The organism is Serratia sp. DFXYC6 (assembly GCF_057196085.1).
The window spans coordinates 381,702-398,236 of record NZ_JBXUNV010000001.1 but is presented as its reverse complement, the minus strand read 5'-3'; the positions used below and the strand labels follow the sequence as shown (position 1 = coordinate 398,236).

The window sequence follows — 16,535 nt, the reverse complement described above, 5'->3', positions numbered from 1 at the left end:
CAGGCTGCCGTCGCGTTATTCTTTATACACCACGATTTCCTGATAAAGTTTAATAACCTCGCCGTCGCTGTCGACGGAGTCGGTATATTCAGTTTGCTGCGCTAAATGAATCACCCTCCATCCTTTGCGCGCCAGTTCCGGGATCGTCAGGCGCCCCACGCCGCGGCAGGAAAACAGGGTGTCGTCAGACAACCTGAGTTTACTAACCTCTGCATAATCATAAGCTTGAGAATGACAAACGTGCGATTCCGCCGCCATCGCCGGTAATGAAAACAGCCCCACCAACAACATTAACAGATTCCTCATGGCGACCTCCAAATCGCTTATTCCTGCCGACCGATTACGCAGAAAGCGGCTAACGTTAATACGGCGGTGACAGGCTTTAATTAATTATCTCTTGCACGGATAAAATTACAGGCTGACGCCGATGACTGACAAATGAAAAATATAAACCTTGGCGTTAGATGAATTCATCCGAATCGAAAGGCATGAAAAGCGGCCCTTTTCACCGCACGAAATGGTCAAAAACCGGCCAATAATTAGCAAGAAAAGTAATTATTTATTTTACCGTTTATGTTACAAATGCCGCCCGCCGCTAAAACACCAAAAAAACCGTCAAAATGCGTGAAAACGCAGCGTTCTGCGCAAAACATCGGCATGGCGGCGCTGATGGGGGCGGTCATACATAAAACAGGGATAACACATGGCAATGAAATTGCGCGTATTGACTCAAGCGGTGGCGCTGGGTCTGGCGATCGGCAGCGCGTCGTTCGCCGCTCAGGCGGAAATCACCCTGCTGAAGCAGGATCCGCAGGCTGGCGATCCGCTCAGCCGCCTGAACTTCACCGTTGGCGGCAGTATCCGTCCGCAGTTCAACAACATGACGGGCGACGGTGACAAGGGCTCCTACAAGCGTAACGGCTTCGACGGCGGCACCCGCTTCCGTTTCGCGGCGGACTACTACCTGTTCGACGATATCAGCTGGATCAGCTACTACGAGCTGGGCGTGAACATTCCGGCGCTGTTCGACTGGGATCACCACTATGCCGACGGCGCGAGAAACACCAGCCGCCGCATGCTGTACACCGGCCTGAAAAGCAACACCTGGGGCCAGATGACCTTCGGTCAACAGAACAGCGTTTATTATGACGTGGTGGGCGCCAAAACCGATATCTGGGACTACGACATGCTGGCCCAGGCACCGGGCAACGGCATCAACGGTGACTACGACGGCTCTTACCGCTCACGCAAAATGCTGAAGTACAAGAACCGCTTCGGCGATGCGGACGTTTACGCTTCGTACCTGTTCAGCGACAGCGACTATCTGCCGGGCAACGGCCTGCGCTACAAGCGCAAAGGCGGCGGCTCACTGGGCGTGGATTACCACATTACGCCGGACCTGACCTGGGGCACCGCCTGGAACTACACCCGCGCCGAAATGCGCAATCCGTCCACCAGCGGCAGCAAGAGCTATGACCAGAACATTTTCGGTACCGCCATCAGTTGGAAACCGGACAACTGGACCCTCACCTTCGGCGGCGGTTACTACAACGACTTCCTGACCACCAAGAAAGCCGACATCAATAATTACTTCGCCGGCGACGCATGGGGTATCGAATACCTGGCCGGTTATACCGTGCCGGTTGGCCAGTACGCGGTGAAATCGGTGATGCCGTACTTCATGGGCGACCGCCTGGAATACATCACCGGCCGCAACTACCAGCGCATCGACAACGGCCTCGGGGTTACCGTGCAGTTTGACTACGGTTTCCGCGTTGACGTGGAGCACGTGCTGACATCGAGCACCGACAACCTCGGCGATATGACCGTGGTGCGCCTGCGCTACGATTTCTGATTGCTCTGAACGCAAAAAAGGCCGCGCAAGCGGCCTTTTTCGTTATTGACGCAGCGTCAGAAGCCGCCGCGCGCCGAGCGCCCGACCGCCTCGCCCAGCTGCCATACCGCCATGGCGTAATGGGTGCTGTGGTTATAGCGGGTGATGACGTAGAAGTTCGGCAGGCCATACCAATACTGGTAGCCGGTGCCGATGTCCAGCCGCAGCAGGCTGGCTTCCTGATTATCGCCGAGCGAGCCCTGCGGGCTTAGGCCGGCTTCCGCCAGCGCGGCAACCGAGTAGCGCGTCTTGAAGCCGTTTTCCAGCCCCGGTGCCTGGCCGTTGGCCTGAATGGCGACCGGTTCGCCTTTGGACCAGCCGTGCGCCTTGAAGTAATTGGCCACGCTGCCGATGGCATCGACCGGATCCCACAGGTTGATATGCCCATCGCCGTTGAAGTCGACCGCATAGCTTTTGAAGGAAGAAGGCATGAACTGCCCATAGCCCATCGCGCCGGCAAAGGAGCCGCGCAGTTCGAGCGGATCGTCGCCTTCGGTGCGCGACATCAGCAGGAAGGTTTCCAGCTCACCGGCGAAGTAATCGGCGCGGCGCGGGTAGTTGAAGGCCAACGTCGCCAGCGCGTCGATAATGCGGGTTTTACCCATTACGCGGCCCCAGCGGGTCTCCACGCCGATAATCCCCACGATGATCTCCGGCGGCACGCCGTACACCTGCCAGGCACGCTGCAGCGCATCCTGATATTGATTCCAGAACACCACGCCGTTTTGCACGTTATCCGGGGTGATGAACTTGTTGCGGTAGCGCAGCCAGGAGCCATTCGGCCCGGTTGGCCCCTGGGTAGACGGCGTCGGCGCCTGCCTGTCCATCAGCCGCAGCACCGAATCCAAACGCCGTGCCTGCGCCAGCACGTCGTGCAGCTGCTGCCGATCAAAGCCGTGTTCCTGCACCATCTTATCGATAAAGCGCGCGGTATTCGGGTTATTGGCGAAATCCCCCCCCAGCGGCGCGCCGCTGTGCGCCGGGCTCAGCAAAAAGCCGCCCTTTACCGGGGTGCTCTGCGGCGTAGCGGTGGTACTGGGTTTCGGCGTGCTGCTACAGGCAGCAAGCAAGGTAATCAGCGGTAAAAGCGCAACCAGGTGACGCATCGGATATCCATATAGCCATGCAAGAGATAAGTGGGAGTTATGTTAATGCATTGTTCAACGCGAACAAACAGGATTATGCCGCCAATTACCGCGCCAGGTAGCCAAACGTGCCAAATTGTGACGTTTTGCACGGTGAAGGGACGCCCGATGCGGCCGCGTGGAATCTCAACCGCAACTAAATGAGAAAAATTATCACCTTGACGCCCGCATTTACCCCGATAAAATGCCCGGCTGCTTGCCATCCGGCCACCGCCGGGCGGTCAATGATTATGACAACGGATTGTGATGGACTCTCTCGGACAACTCGCCAAAGACCTTTATCGTGGGCGCATCTCGCGCAAACCCTTTGTTTTTTCGCTGGCGATCTTCGTCGTTGGCATCGTGCTACTGTCGTTTCTGTCGACCTATCTGGATAAAAACCATTTTCGCGCCCATGCGCACGGCGATACCGAGGAATTCGTCTCGGTGCTGCTGTATCTGCTGTGCATCATGGTGTGGGCGCTGTTCTGTTTTGGCCTGGTGGCGTGGTTTATGGCCAAAACCGCGTTTCGGCTCAACGATATCGGCCTGCCCGGATGGGCGCTGGCCGTGGCGTGCTATGTGTGTTCGATGCTGAACAATTACTCTCCCGGCCCGGTGGCGCGCTGGCTGCCGCTGTTCAGTCTGGCGGGGATGATCTGCGCCCTGCTGTTGCCGCCCGACGGGCTGCGCCGCAAGCCGGACGGCAACGCTGACGATTAACGCAGCTGCACCACCTTGTTCGCTGCCGGTTCGGCCGCCGTCAGCCTGCCGCTAACCTGGCTGATACCGCCGCCGCTGTTGTGGGACACTACGGCGATCGGCAAACGCCGCAACTGCCGGGTCAGCTCCGGCGTGATATAGCCGATGTGGGTGTTCTGTTGCTGTTTCCGCCAGCGGTCGGCCGCCCTGCGACGGGAGAAATACTGGTTGTATTTGGCCCAGGCGATCAGAGTGACGGCATTGAACAACGCCACAATGATATACAGCGAGATCACTTCCAGCAGCGACAGGGCGGAGCCCACCCCGTGCTGATCCATCACCGACATCAGGCCGCGGCTGAACAGATAAAGAAAGCCGCACCAGGCGAAAAGCGTCAGCAGGCTGTCTACCACGCGCGGCAGCAGGCCGCGCTCGGAATAAATCAGGACGTCCGTCATTCTTTGATCCTCCCAATGCCCCGGTCGGGGCTTATCCAGCGCGCACGCCCGCGCCGAGCTTTCAACATCACTTTGGAAAACGCCACCAGCGTGGTCAGCAAGCTGAGCAGCCAATACACCAGCGGATACCAGATGATCCAGAACAACGAGCGGCCAAAGCCCTTCTCATAGCGCTTCTCCAGCAGCAGACTGACGGTGAACTGCAGCAAGCACACCACGCCCAGCACCAGGCCGGTAAACGCCGGCGTCAGCAGCGAGTGAATGCGGATGCCCTCCGGCAGCGGTATCGCCAGTCCAACCAGAAAAATCAGCACGCTGACCAGGTAAGTGAACGCCCACAGCGTGGAGAGGCAATACTCGGCGAACAGCAGCCACATATGCCGGTGCTCCCAGGCCCACAGGTTGCGCAGATTCTTTAAAAACACCTCGGCGCCGCCCTGCGCCCAGCGCAGGCGCTGCTTCCATAGCCCGCGCAAGGTCTCCGGCATCAGGATCCAGCACAGCGCTCGCGGTTCGAAGAAGATAGCCCAGTGCTTCAGCTGCAGCTTCCAGCTGATGTCGATGTCTTCGGTGATCATGTCCTGACTCCAGTAACCGACATCGGTAAGCGCTTGCTTACGAAACGCCGCGACCACGCCGGAGATGGTGAACAGGCGGCCATAAACGCGCTGCGTGCGCTTGATAAGGCCGATGATCGACGAAAACTCACCGACCTGGATGCGGCCGATCAGCGTGGAGCGCGTGCGGATGCGCGGATTGCCGGTCACCGCGCCGACATGCGGATTGGCCAACAGCGGCGCCACCAAATAGGCTGCCGCATCGCGATCCAGCAGCGCATCGCCGTCGATGCACACCAGATACTCGCTGCGCGCCGCCGCTGCGCCCGCCTGCAGTGCAATCGCCTTGCCCTGATTTTGCGCCAGATGGATCACTCGCAGCCGGGGGAACTCCAGCGTCAACTGGTCCAACACCTCGGCGGTGTCATCGCTGGAGCCGTCGTTGATGGCGATCACTTCGATATTGTCATAGCGCTGCGCCATCGCCGCCGAAATGGTTTCACGCGCGTTCAACCCTTCGTTGAAACAGGGGATCAGCACGCTGATCGACGGGTTGCCCGGCAGCGCCGGCGCGGGCATGTCCGGGCTCCAGCGCCAATGCCGCTCGCGATGCAGCCAGAAATAGATGCCGCCGGCGATCCAGATGCCGGACATGAACAACGGCCAGAAGAACACGAAGTTGAGCAGCATTTCGCCGGTAAACAGCAGGACGATGCCGAAAGGCACGCTCAACACCAGACACAGGATAAATAAGGCAATTAAACGATCTGTCATGGCAGTGGGAACCAGGCTGAGGACAACACCGGGCGAACGGCGTCCAGCTTAGGCCGATCGTCGAGGAAGTTGTCGGGGTAATAACCAAAGCTCTGAGCGCCATTGCGCTGCAGGCGACGCATCCATTCGGCCAGCAGTTGACCGTCATCCAGGCTGATTCGGCGCTCCTTGCGCCAGTCGACAGCCTGCAACTCAAACACCGTTTTATCGAGCGCGCCGGGGTAAGCGGCCACTTTGCCCACCAGTTGATCCAGCCAGCGGCCGCTGTCGGCGCGCGGCACGTTTTCCATCAGCGGCATCGCCATCGGCGCTACCCAGTCGTAGGCCTGCAGGAAATCCGCTAAATTCTGGCCGAACCAGGCTTCACTGGCGGGATCGAGTACCGGCATCGCATAAATATTGCGCGCGGTTTGCACCTGCGGACCGCGGATCGCCCGCACCCGTTCGGCCAGCGACTGGGTAAAGTCGATCAGCGCCCGGCTCTTGAAGCGCGTCCAGCGCGCCATCGCCTGCGGATCCTGACGAATCGCCGCCACCGAATCGGCGAAACCGGCCTGGCGATAGGCCGCAACGGCTTCGGGGCCGGCATCTTCGAAGTCCGACAGCAGCGCATCGTCGTGGAACAGGATCCCTTTGAAAGTGGCGTGGGCCGCCAGATCCTCGTAGATCTCACCGATGCGCTGGCGCGCCACCGGACTGAACGGCGACAGGCGACGATACTGCTTGTCGTCTACCGACAGCTGCCCGCTTTGCGGATCGAGGCGCTGCACGCGCGGCACGTCAGACCCCAGCTCGAACGCCAGCACCGGCATCCAGGCATACACGGCCACGCCGGTGCGCGACGAGAGCTGCCAGGAGACCCGGTTGAACAGGTCGGCCTTCATCGGCAGCCAGCGGTTGGGGAAATAGAGCTCGCGCACGTTGCCGTCGCCTTTTGGATCGGCGAACGCCTGCAGGAAAACGGTATTAATGCGCAGGTCGTAGATGCGCTGGATCAGCTTGTCGAGATTTTTGGCCTGCTGCTGCGGATCGGGATCGTAGAGGTAGTCGAGATCGACGTGCGCCACCCGCATGATCTGTCGGTTCTGTATCTGCGTCAGCTGCTGGGCGAAGCTCGTCAGCGACGGATTGCCGGCCACCAGCATGCGCGGCACGTTCTCAGGCGCGTTGACGTCTCCCAGCCCGTTCTCCAGCGTCAGCGCCATGCGGTAACCGTGCTTGCGCGCGATATCCAGCGCCACGCCGCCGGCCGCACCGTACGGCCAGACCCACACGCGCGGCGCCTTACCGGTGGCAGCGGTGATGCGCCGGGTGATCAACGCCACGTCCTTCTCGATGCGTTGGCGGTATTCCGTCTCGCTTTCATAGCGGCCCTGCTTGGCGTCGTACAGCCGATTGGCGACCGCCGGTTCGGTATTGCCCTGCGGGTTGGCGATGCCGCCATAATGCGAGGCGTAGGTATGCGCGCCGATCTCCACCAGCCCGGAGTCCGACACTTCCCGCACCTGCTGCCAGGTGAGGAAGCGAGCGCGCGGCGTCATCAGGCCGCCGAAATCGACCGGCTTGTCGGCCGGCGCATCCAGCCAAACGCCGACCGGCGCCAGCACCGCCGGCCAGTTGTAGGCCTTCAGCAACGGGAATACCCGGCTGTAGAAGCTGCGGTAGCCGTCGTCGAAAGTCAGCAGCACCGCCTTGTTAGGCAACGCCGGGCCGCCGTTCTGCGCCTGCAGGATCTGTTCGACCGACACCGGCTGATAGCCGTTTTGCTTCAGCCAGGCGAACTGTTCGTTAAGCGCGCTGGTGCGCACCGACATGTAGCGCTGGTCCGCCGCGCCGTCTTCCACGTCGTGATACGCCAGCACCGCGTAGCGGTTGGCCGGCCACGGGCGTTCCATTGGCCCCACGGATCGCTCCGCCGGCGGCGTGAAGCGCGGTACGTCCGCCTGACTGCAGGCGGTGGTCAGCAACGCGGCCAGCACTAAAAGCGAGGATCGAATAAGCATGATGATTCCTTTAAAAACGATAATTCAGATCAAACGTCACGCCGATGTTCCGCTCGCGTTTGCCGTCGTACGGATGCTTCTCAAACTGCAGCATCACGCCGGCGTCCAGCACTCCGTTCCAGCTGACGCGCTGGCCGTAACCCAGCTGGGTGATCGGCTTGCGCGCATAGTCCCGCTGCCAATAGCTGCCGGCGCCGGCCTGGAACTGCTGGCTCCACTCGGTCTGATAATGGCGATACAGGGTGTGATCGAGCGTTAACGACGGCAGCAGCGTGAAGTCGCGCTTCGGGTTGTAATACGGCACGTTCTCCTGGCTGTTGCGGCTGCCGGACAGCGTCAGGTTCATGTCCAGCCGATAACGGGCGCCGGCGAGCAGCCGTTGCCGCCCTTCCAGGCCGTATTCCAGCCGGTTGTTGCCGTCCGAGAAGTGCGAAGGCGCCACGCTGGCGCGCAGCTCGCGGCTTTCGTTCTGCTGCCAACGCAGCCACAGGTTGCCGCCGTTGGCGCTGATGCCGTTGGTCAACGCGCGCAGCGGCGTCTCGGCCGACAGGCGCGCCACCGAACCGCCGAGGCGCCATTGATCATTCAGGTCATACCAGGATGAGAGGCGCAGGCCGAGCTCATTGCCGTGGCCGTAGTTGCGGTTGGCCACCTCGGCCTCCAGCCACAGATCGCGCGAGCGCCACTCGGCACCGGCGCTGAGATCGCGGTTGATGCCCTTGCCCTCGTCGAACTGGCCGGTGTTGAATCCCCAGCCGGTGAACAGCCGCCAGTTGTCGTCGATCGGCGGTGAATAGAGCGCGGCGTGTATGCCGAAATCGTGGCTGCCGCTGACCGGCCCGTCGGAATCGATGCCCTGATTGCCGCTGATGCGCAGTTCAGACATATGGTGAATGCGGCGCGAACGTTCAAACTGCTGAGCGGCGACGCTTTCCGGCGCGCGCTGGATGACGTCGTCGGCCAGCAAATCCAGTTGGCGCCACTCCTGCAACCCCTGCGCGACATAGCCCTGCTGGATCTCCAACGGCAGGCTGCGCGGCTCCAGCCCTTCCACCTGTTTCAACTCCTCCTCGGCGCGACGCGGCCAGCCGCGCGCCAAATAAACGCTGGCCAAGGAGATGCGCAGACCCTGATTGCCCGGCGCCGTTCGCGCCAGATGGGTCAGCTGCCGTTCGGCCTCGGCCAGATCGCGTTGATAAACCCGCGACTGCGCCAGCAGCGATTGGCCGACCAGCCAATCATCGTTGTAGGCCAGCGTCGGCAGCTGGTACAGGCGGGTCGCGTAGGGATAGCGCTGGCTGACGCGCTGCGCCAGCAGCGCCGCCTGATCGATGCGTTCGTTCTCCGCCTGCGCGTAAAACAGATCGGTTTCGTCTTCGGCGGTCACCGCCTGCGGTGCGGCGGCGTTCAGGCGGCCGAAAATGGCCTGCGCCTTGTCCGGCTGCTGCAGATAGAGGTAGGCGGACGCCGCCCAGCGCTGGGCATAATCCGGCACCGTGCGCCCTTCCGCCTGCAGGGTTTGATACTCGCTCACCACGTCGGCCATTCGATAACGCGCCAGCAGCGCGCCAAGGCGATCGATACGCGCCTGTTGGTAGCTGTCCTGCGCCTCCGGCAGCGGCCGCCACTGCGTCAGCAGTTGGTCATAGCGCGCCAGCGCGCGATCGGCGATGACGAAACGTTCCTGTTCGCCGCGAGCATCGATAAACGACAACCGCACCAGCTCGGCGGCTTCATCCGCCTGCAGGCGCCGCTGCTGCACGGGCGGCAATGTCAGCCCCTGGCTTTCACGCAGCGCCGGATCCGCAACCCGATTCGCCGCCAGCAGCGTCACGTAATAAGCCTGAATTCCGGTGTCGGACGGCGCCAGCGCGCGGGCATGAGTGGCGTTTTCCAGCGCCGCCCAGCTGCGGCCGGCGGCCTGGTCCACATAGGCGCGCGTCAGATACCACGTCGCCGGCTCCAGCAGCTTCTCCGCTTTGGCCGCCTCCGTTTGCGCCTGCGCATCCTGCCCGGCATCCGCCAGCGTCATCACATAGCCACGCTGTAAGCCGCCGTCGGCGGGAGCGAGCTGCAACGCCGTACGCCACAGTCGCAGCGATGGTTGCCACTGCTTCAGGTTGCGATAGGCGCGAGCCGCCGTCGCCAGACTGGCGCTATCCCGCTGCAGCGCGGCGCCGTCGGCACGCCAAAGCGCGACTACCTCTTCATCGTGGCCGGCCCACCCGGCCACCTGGATATAATCGGCTCGCTGCTGCAGGCTCAACCCCTCCTGAGCGCGCCGCTGCGATAAATACGCCAGCACCGGCGCAGTATCGCCCGATCTGGCCTGACGGATCAGCGCGTCATAGCGTTCATCCGCCAGCGCGGTGGCCGGCAGGGATAAACCGATAAACAGCAATGACGCCGCATATTTGGTGGCGTGGCGTTCGGTAAAGCGTAATGAACGCGAGTTAACTTTAGGCACGAGGTATTCCTTTAATCCGTGAGCTGCTGTCCTGGCAAAGTAGAAATGCGAGCAGGCACCCGAAAAGTCGGCTAGAGCCGCCGGGTAATAAGCATGGAGTAATGAATATTTCTGTCTGGCGCACGCTTAAATAGAATCGAATGCGCCTTTGCCTAAAAAGAGTATTTTATAAATCTGCCAATGAATACCGCAGCCAGGTGATATCTGCCTGAAACTGGAATTTCACAATTATCAATAAGTGAAATAACAAAAATTAAAATAATATAAATCAATAAGATAAAACACATTAATGACCAATATTCTTAATTTCACTCTTTCGTGTGAAATTGTATAAAAACCGGTGTGATATTTGATTTTAATTCTCATTATCACCGATCGACAGGAATATTAATCCAAACATCCAATTAAATAACCTGCCTTGTTGGAGAAAATAACAAGATTATTGTTAACACGAAAATTAAATTTGCCTGCTAATAATTATTCAATTCAATTTAAATTCTCCCACGGATACATTCATGCTGGCTATCTCCCGAGCATGCCGTCACAATAGCGCCTCATTCTGGTTTCAATCAGGGATTGCCATGTACAGCCACTACCCCGCCCATTACACCTTCGATAGCGACAGCGACGCCTGGCAGATCGGTTTCCACGACTTCCCCGAGTGGCAATCTGCCTGCTATAAACGCGAAGACATCGAGCTGGAAGCGCAGGAAAGCCTGCTGGCCGCCATCGCCGCCGCGATGGATGAAGGGCTGCCCCTGCCCGCCCCTTCTCCTTCGCAAACCGATGATTTGAGGGTACATCTGCCGGCGCTGGTGGCGCTGAAGATCGAACTGCACAACGCGATGCTGCGCAAAAACACCGGTAAAGCGGCGCTGGCGCGCAAGCTGGGTTTCAACGGCGGGCAAATGGAGCGGTTACTGGATATCGGCTACGCCTCGAAGGTGGAAGCGCTGGAGCAGGCGTTGTATCTGCTGGGCTACGAAGTGCGCGTGACGATAAGCGAAGTTTGCCAATAAGTTAGCGGCAGGTAAGCGAAATATTATCCAGGGGGGCTAAATTTCCCCCGTTTTGCGCCGATATGATGGCTACCTAATCACTTGTCGCAACAACGAAGGCTAAAAATGGAGTGGAGTCGCCGTCATATTTGGGCCGTTATTCTGCTGTCTTGTCTCGTTTTTTGGGTCATTTTGGCGACCGGCATCAACGCCGTCGCCTGAGCGCCTGCCACCGTATTGCAATACCCGATTTTAAAGCCCGCCACACGGCGGGCTTTTTGTTCACGACGTATCGCTAACTGGAATGCGTGGTAAAGTTCTTACAAGAAAAATCAAGCAAATTCTCAGTGTGCCCCGTATTGTTTTTCATCGCCCCTTCCTCGTCAGCCAATAAAATAAACCCTTGTTGTTTATCTTCAAAAGTAACGGGGACGACCGCCACACCAAACTTTCTCATATCCGCGTTTTTTTCAATCAGATCATGACCTATATTGATAAATGGAAACACACCGTCCAAATCCGCTTGCCTTATTCGCATACCTAAATAATGTTGCCCAACCAAGTTGTCTTTCAACGGTGTCCATTCATCCCCAATATTAGGTAGCTGGCGGTCTATACTGCGTCTGACATGCGGTTTCAAGCATGAAATGTGAATGTGCAATTGCCCTTGAGTACGGCCTCGCTGCGAGTTTATTGTTAAAGCATAAGCTTCTCGTGGCAATGAAGAGCCATAAACCTCTTCCAGAACATGTCGATTCTGCCAAGCCAACGCAAAATAATTTGGCGTATCAGCTAATAACAGTTCCGGACTTTCGACTCCCGCCATTTTCAACGTTGGCACGAGCAAATAATGATAGCGGCTTTCAAGATCGCGTACGATGGCATAGCCACGAGCGACACCTTCATCCATTGAAACTTTATCGCAGGGAAATGGTGTTCCTAAATATTGATAGTTAAACACACATAGATTATTCACTACGCGCCACAAAGCATTACTGGCAAAAGCAGACGGCGGGGCCGCTATCAAAAAAAGCACCGATGCTTTAAAAAAAAACTTTAATAACAAAAAATTAAAAATCCTTTTCGATTGTAGCCAGCCTACGTTACAACGCTATCCTAGCGTCGAAACTTACTATAGGTAAACATAAATAAAAAGCGTTATAAAACAGCGCACCCTGTTTAAAAAATAGCCTAAAATTGTGATCAAAAACACAGTATTGAAATCAGACCAGTATTGAGAGTACATTAGCGCCGATCCTGTCGCGGTTCGGATTTTACCTCACGGAGCATGAGGCGCGACAACCGGACAACCCGCGCTCGAGGACGTTGTTCTTCCGCTTGGAAGAATCCGCCCGACAAGCAGGTTGCCCATAAAATACTCAGCACAACAATCGGGATCATTGCTGGCGAGGACTCCAGACAGGAGTTGTTCAGTGAAATATTTTTTGATGGGCGTGTCATTCATGCTGGTTGCCTGGGTTGGCACCTTCATGTTGATGGTTGCCTGACAGCAGCCACACCAGGAACACAGACAAAGGGACGCGCAAGCGTCCCTTTGTCGTTTCGGCTAGCGCTCATTTGCCCGGCATCATGCGGCGCAGGGTGTCGTCCTTGCGCAGGTAGTGGTGATACAGCGCCGCCAGCGCATGCGCGCCAATGATAAAGTAGCCAACGTTTGCCAGCGTCTCATGCACCGTTTTGACCAGCTTGCGCATCACCGGATCCGGCGTCACCCACTGCGGCATCGGCCAGCCCAGCAAAGACCACGATTTCCCACCGTAGGCCAGGGTTAACATGCCCAGCAGCGGCAACATCAGGAAGACCACGTACAGCAGCCAATGGAAAATCTTCGCGCCTACCTCCTGCCACTCCTCCAGCGGAGGCGTGGTTGGCGGCGCAGCGTGGAAAGAGCGCACCGCCAACCGAATCAGCATCAGGGCAAAGACCGATACCCCAAAGTTGAAATGCAGATTTTTGACCATCGGCACCCACGCCTCCGGCACCGAATCTTTCAGCAACATCGCCGCATAGGTGAGGATCACCATCAGCAACGTCAGCCAATGTAAAACAATTTGCGATCGCGCGTAGCGGTTGCTCATACACTCTGTCCAAAAAATAAAATTCAGCGTAGTTGAGCATAATGGGGAAATAATGAAGAAAACCTTGGGACGGAAAAAATAAGGCCGGGCGAACGCCCGGCCTGACAGGGTTATTTGGCGCTGCCGGCTTTACCCGGCTTCAGCAGCCCGTCCGCGCGGAACATCGCCTTGATGCCGCGCACCGCCTGGCGGATACGATCCTGATTCTCGATCAGCGCGAAGCGCACGTGGGTATCGCCGTAGTCGCCGAAGCCGATGCCCGGCGAGACGCAGACCTTGGCTTCCGCCAGCAGGCGCTTGGCGAACTCCAGCGAACCGAGGTGGGCATAAGGCTCGGGGATTTTCGCCCACACGTACATCGACGCCTTCGGGTTTTCCACCATCCAGCCGGCCTCGTGCAGCCCCTTCACCAGCACGTTGCGGCGCTGCCGATACTGCTCGGCGATATCGCGCACGCACTGCTGATCGCCTTCCAGCGCGGCGATGGCCGCCACCTGCAGCGGCGTGAAGGTGCCGTAGTCGTGATAACTTTTGATGCGCGCCAGCGCGCTGACCAGCTCAGGGTTGCCGACCATGAAACCGATGCGCCAGCCGGCCATGTTGTAGCTTTTCGACAGGGTGAAGAACTCCACCGCAATGTCTTTCGCCCCCGGCACCTGCATGATCGACGGCGCTTTCCAGCCGTCATAAACGATGTCGGCATAGGCCAGGTCGTGGATCACCAGCACGTTGTACTGTTTGGCCAGCGCCACCACCCGCTCGAAGAAATCCAGCTCCACGCACTGCGCAGTCGGGTTGGACGGGAAGCCGAGGATCATCATTTTCGGGCGCGGAATGGTTTCCCGAATGGCGCGCTCCAGTTCACTGAAGAAATCCACGCCGTCCACCAGCGGCACCGAACGCACCTGGGCGCCGGCGATCACCGCGCCGTAAATGTGGATCGGGTAACTGGGGTTCGGCACCAGCACGGTATCGCCGTGATCGAGGGTCGCCAGCATCAGGTGTGCCAGCCCCTCTTTCGAACCGATGGTGACGATGGCTTCGCTTTCCGGATCGATATCCACCTGATAACGATCGGCATACCAGCGCGAAATGGCGCGGCGCAGGCGCGGAATGCCGCGCGAGGTGGAATAACCGTGGGTGTCGTCGCGCTGGGCGACGGCGCACAGTTTTTCCACGATGTGCGGCGGCGTCGGGCCGTCGGGGTTCCCCATGCTGAAATCGATAATATCCTCACCGCGACGGCGTGCGGCCATCTTCAGTTCGGCGGTGATGTTGAATACGTAAGGGGGAAGACGTTCAATGCGCGTAAAACGGCGCTGTGGACTGTTATCAGCCATAGGGGATTCCTCGATAAACGTTAGCGCCCGGACCGTCCGAGCGACGCTGGCCAGCGAACTGACCGAATATCGAACATAGCGCAGCGCCGGCGAGCTTGTCGATACCCGGCGCGATATTTTTATTTGCCGCCCTGAAACTCCGCCGCCAACAGCCCGAACAGCCAGTCGTCGCGCCACTCTCCCGCCAGGCGGAAATTATCGCGCAGCGTGCCTTCCAGCTGAAAACCACACGACTCCAGCAGGCCGCGCGAGGCGAGGTTGCCGGAGGTCACGGTAGCGGTCAGCTTGTGAAAACCGCAGGCGTTCACCGCAAAATCCAGCACCGCCCGCAGCGACTCCTTACCATAGCCCTTGCCCTGGCCGGAGGGCAAACTGCCATATCCCACCTCCGCCTGCCGATACGGCAGCCACTGCGGGCGAAAGCCGGTAATGCCCACCGCCTCCCCGCTGTGCTTCTCACGCATCACCAGACACAGCCACTGATCGCCGTGTTTGTCCCAGGCCGGCAGCCGCGCGTCGAAACGCTCGCGGATCGCCGCTTCGCTGAGCGGATCGGCGATATAGCGGATCACCTCAGGATCCTGGTAAAGGCGCAGAAACAGCGGCCAGTCCTCGGCGGTTATCGACTGTAAGTACAAGCGTTCAGTGACCAGCTTCATAAAATCTCCGAAAAACGAAAAAGAGGAACTTACGAATGAAAGATATCTCTTTATTTTCCCCGATTGGTTGCCGATAATCATTCACGTTAAAACCACAAAACCATAACGTCTTGCCCGATTCCCTACAACCGTCCGCCGCAGTGACTCACGCGGCACCAGGAGAACACCATGGCCTCTTTAGTCATCGATGATATTCCGCAGACGATCGTTAACGTCAAGCGCCAGCTGCGCCAGGCCTTGCCGAACTACCGCGAAGTTTTTCTGGCGCTGGAGGAGAACATCCGCGGCCAGGTCGACCAGATCCGCCGCGAACTGGCCGCCGGCCATAATCCGGTGCCGCAGATCGACGCGGAAGATATCCTGCAGCAGCGCGTCAGCGATCAACAGATAGCGCTGATCAAGCAGCGCGGCGCCTGCGCCATTCGCGGCGTGTTTCCCCGCGCCAAGGCCGAGGGCTGGAACCGGGAAATCGGCGACTATCTCGAGCGCAACAACTTCGTCGAGCGGTTGAAAAACGCCGCCGAAGACAACTATTTCGGCAAGCTGGCCGCCAGCAAGCCACAGATTTATGGCATCTATTGGTCAAAGCCGCAGGTCGAAGCGCGGCAGGATGCGCGCATGCATGCGGTGCAGGTGTTCCTCAACGGCCTGTGGGCCACCGAAAGCAACGGCAAGCAGCATTTCGATCCGACCCGCATCGCCACCTACGCCGATCGCACTCGCCGCCGCCCGCCGAACTCCTCGTCGCTGGGCCTGTCGCCGCACGTCGACAGCGGCACCATCGAGCGCTGGCTGGACGAGAATTTCCGCTATGTGTATCGCCACGTGTTCTCCGGCGACTGGCAGCAGTACGATCCCTTTGCCGCCGACGGCCGCACCGAAGTGCGCGAAATAGCCTCCCCGGCAGTCTGCTCGATGTTCCGCACCTTCCAGGGCTGGACGGCGCTGACGCCGCAACGCACCAACGCCGGCACGCTGAACCTGGTGCCGATCGCCAACGCCATGGCCTATGTGTTGCTGCGCGCGCTGCAGGACGACGTCGCCGACGACGATCTGTGCGATGCGGCGCCGGGCCGCGCGCTGTCGATCTCGGAAAAATGGCATCCCCTTTTATTAAGTGGGATTTCCCCTATTCCCGATCTGGAGCCGGGCGACACGGTATTTTGGCATTGCGACGTGATCCACGCGGTGGAGAACGAGCATAACGGCGAGTTCGACAGCAACGTGATGTACATCGCCGCCGCGCCGGGCTGCGCGAAAAACGACGCCTACCTGCAGCGCCAACTGCCGAGCTTTATCGACGGCAGAACGCCGCCGGACTTCGCTCCCGACGACTTCGAAGTGGATTTTGACGGCCGCGCCACCGCCGATCTGCTGACGCCGCTGGGCAAAACGCAGCTCGGCATGCGCTGACCGCCCGCCCGTGGCACGCGCCACGGGCCTCTTTCGCTGTGGTATAC

Annotated in this window: 15 protein-coding genes; 5 read left to right on the top strand and 10 right to left on the bottom strand. The window is 59.0% G+C overall.

Annotation, left to right across the window (positions count from 1 at the left end; translation table 11 throughout):
• Positions 1–15: 15 nt before the first annotated feature.
• A complete protein-coding gene (locus AC2CGQ_RS02040) occupies positions 16–306 on the bottom strand; it encodes a hypothetical protein (RefSeq protein WP_099981928.1) in 291 nt (96 codons plus the stop codon).
• A gap of 397 nt (positions 307–703) precedes the next feature.
• Between AC2CGQ_RS02040 and AC2CGQ_RS02035 the strand changes: the two genes are divergently transcribed.
• A complete protein-coding gene (locus tag AC2CGQ_RS02035; protein WP_015378636.1) occupies positions 704–1,855 on the top strand; it encodes a porin in 1,152 nt (383 codons plus the stop codon).
• A 56-nt stretch (positions 1,856–1,911) separates the two neighbouring features.
• Here the strand turns inward: AC2CGQ_RS02035 and mltB are convergent, their stop codons facing one another.
• On the bottom strand, positions 1,912–3,000 hold the full coding sequence (gene mltB, locus AC2CGQ_RS02030) for a lytic murein transglycosylase B (RefSeq protein ID WP_015378637.1): 1,089 nt from the start codon (positions 2,998–3,000) through the stop codon (positions 1,912–1,914).
• A 285-nt stretch (positions 3,001–3,285) separates the two neighbouring features.
• On the opposite strand from mltB, the gene AC2CGQ_RS02025 reads away from it, so the two are divergent.
• Positions 3,286–3,741, top strand: coding sequence for a DUF805 domain-containing protein (locus tag AC2CGQ_RS02025; protein ID WP_103085532.1), 456 nt, complete (start codon positions 3,286–3,288; stop codon positions 3,739–3,741).
• Here the strand turns inward: AC2CGQ_RS02025 and pgaD are convergent.
• The 4 genes from pgaD to pgaA are packed head-to-tail and all read right to left on the bottom strand — an operon-like array spanning position 3,738 to position 9,979.
• Positions 3,738–4,178 carry a poly-beta-1,6-N-acetyl-D-glucosamine biosynthesis protein PgaD gene (pgaD, locus tag AC2CGQ_RS02020; RefSeq protein ID WP_015378639.1) on the bottom strand — a complete coding sequence of 147 codons (441 nt, stop codon included), beginning with the start codon at positions 4,176–4,178 and terminating at the stop codon, positions 3,738–3,740. The two genes, AC2CGQ_RS02025 and pgaD, sit on opposite strands and share 4 nt — an antisense overlap.
• Complete coding sequence (pgaC, locus tag AC2CGQ_RS02015) at positions 4,175–5,509, bottom strand: poly-beta-1,6-N-acetyl-D-glucosamine synthase (RefSeq protein ID WP_015378640.1); 1,335 nt, start codon at positions 5,507–5,509, stop codon at positions 4,175–4,177. Before pgaC ends, pgaD begins: the two co-directional genes overlap by 4 nt.
• Positions 5,506–7,512: a poly-beta-1,6-N-acetyl-D-glucosamine N-deacetylase PgaB gene (gene pgaB / locus AC2CGQ_RS02010; protein WP_484593438.1), complete on the bottom strand. Its 2,007-nt coding sequence runs from the start codon at positions 7,510–7,512 to the stop codon at positions 5,506–5,508. The genes pgaC and pgaB overlap by 4 nt, the downstream gene beginning before the upstream one ends.
• Positions 7,513–7,522: 10 nt before the next feature.
• Positions 7,523–9,979, bottom strand: coding sequence for a poly-beta-1,6 N-acetyl-D-glucosamine export porin PgaA (gene pgaA, locus AC2CGQ_RS02005; protein ID WP_075686108.1), 2,457 nt, complete (start codon positions 9,977–9,979; stop codon positions 7,523–7,525).
• Positions 9,980–10,560: 581 nt separating this feature from the next.
• On the opposite strand from pgaA, the gene AC2CGQ_RS02000 reads away from it, so the two are divergent.
• Entirely contained in the window at positions 10,561–10,998 is a 438-nt protein-coding gene (locus AC2CGQ_RS02000; protein WP_004936322.1) for a type II toxin-antitoxin system HicB family antitoxin, read from the top strand.
• A gap of 274 nt (positions 10,999–11,272) precedes the next feature.
• On the opposite strand, the gene AC2CGQ_RS01995 is transcribed toward AC2CGQ_RS02000, so the two are convergent.
• Complete coding sequence (locus AC2CGQ_RS01995; RefSeq protein WP_484593437.1) at positions 11,273–12,043, bottom strand: CDP-diacylglycerol diphosphatase; 771 nt, start codon at positions 12,041–12,043, stop codon at positions 11,273–11,275.
• A 367-nt stretch (positions 12,044–12,410) separates the two neighbouring features.
• On the opposite strand from AC2CGQ_RS01995, the gene ypdK reads away from it, so the two are divergent.
• Positions 12,411–12,485, top strand: a complete 75-nt coding sequence (ypdK, locus tag AC2CGQ_RS01990; protein ID WP_099782600.1) for a membrane protein YpdK — start codon at positions 12,411–12,413, stop codon at positions 12,483–12,485.
• Between the two features lie 66 nt (positions 12,486–12,551).
• Here the strand turns inward: ypdK and AC2CGQ_RS01985 are convergent, their stop codons facing one another.
• The 3 genes from AC2CGQ_RS01985 to AC2CGQ_RS01975 form a co-directional block, all read right to left on the bottom strand.
• Entirely contained in the window at positions 12,552–13,076 is a 525-nt protein-coding gene (locus AC2CGQ_RS01985; protein WP_044030756.1) for a cytochrome b, read from the bottom strand.
• A gap of 110 nt (positions 13,077–13,186) precedes the next feature.
• A complete protein-coding gene (alaC, locus tag AC2CGQ_RS01980) occupies positions 13,187–14,416 on the bottom strand; it encodes an alanine transaminase (RefSeq protein WP_004936329.1) in 1,230 nt (409 codons plus the stop codon).
• 119 nt (positions 14,417–14,535) lie between these two features.
• The gene (locus AC2CGQ_RS01975; protein WP_015378646.1) at positions 14,536–15,075 is read right to left on the bottom strand and encodes a GNAT family N-acetyltransferase; all 540 of its coding nucleotides are present in this window, start codon (positions 15,073–15,075) and stop codon (positions 14,536–14,538) included.
• A 168-nt stretch (positions 15,076–15,243) separates the two neighbouring features.
• Here AC2CGQ_RS01975 and AC2CGQ_RS01970 point away from each other — a divergent pair, with 168 nt between their 5' ends.
• Entirely contained in the window at positions 15,244–16,488 is a 1,245-nt protein-coding gene (locus AC2CGQ_RS01970; RefSeq protein WP_172574867.1) for a DUF1479 domain-containing protein, read from the top strand.
• The last annotated feature ends 47 nt before the right edge of the window (positions 16,489–16,535 follow it).

Bases quoted from the DNA above. Each gene is read 5' to 3' on its own strand.
- AC2CGQ_RS02040 (WP_099981928.1), bottom strand. From the start codon at position 306: ATGAGGAATCTGTTAATGTTGTTGGTGGGGCTGTTTTCATTACCGGCG.
- AC2CGQ_RS02035 (WP_015378636.1), top strand. From the start codon at position 704: ATGGCAATGAAATTGCGCGTATTGACTCAAGCGGTGGCGCTGGGTCTG.
- mltB (WP_015378637.1), bottom strand. From the start codon at position 3,000: ATGCGTCACCTGGTTGCGCTTTTACCGCTGATTACCTTGCTTGCTGCC.
- AC2CGQ_RS02025 (WP_103085532.1), top strand. From the start codon at position 3,286: ATGGACTCTCTCGGACAACTCGCCAAAGACCTTTATCGTGGGCGCATC.
- pgaD (WP_015378639.1), bottom strand. From the start codon at position 4,178: ATGACGGACGTCCTGATTTATTCCGAGCGCGGCCTGCTGCCGCGCGTG.
- pgaC (WP_015378640.1), bottom strand. From the start codon at position 5,509: ATGACAGATCGTTTAATTGCCTTATTTATCCTGTGTCTGGTGTTGAGC.
- pgaB (WP_484593438.1), bottom strand. From the start codon at position 7,512: ATGCTTATTCGATCCTCGCTTTTAGTGCTGGCCGCGTTGCTGACCACC.
- AC2CGQ_RS02000 (WP_004936322.1), top strand. From the start codon at position 10,561: ATGTACAGCCACTACCCCGCCCATTACACCTTCGATAGCGACAGCGAC.
- AC2CGQ_RS01985 (WP_044030756.1), bottom strand. From the start codon at position 13,076: ATGAGCAACCGCTACGCGCGATCGCAAATTGTTTTACATTGGCTGACG.
- alaC (WP_004936329.1), bottom strand. From the start codon at position 14,416: ATGGCTGATAACAGTCCACAGCGCCGTTTTACGCGCATTGAACGTCTT.
- AC2CGQ_RS01975 (WP_015378646.1), bottom strand. From the start codon at position 15,075: ATGAAGCTGGTCACTGAACGCTTGTACTTACAGTCGATAACCGCCGAG.
- AC2CGQ_RS01970 (WP_172574867.1), top strand. From the start codon at position 15,244: ATGGCCTCTTTAGTCATCGATGATATTCCGCAGACGATCGTTAACGTC.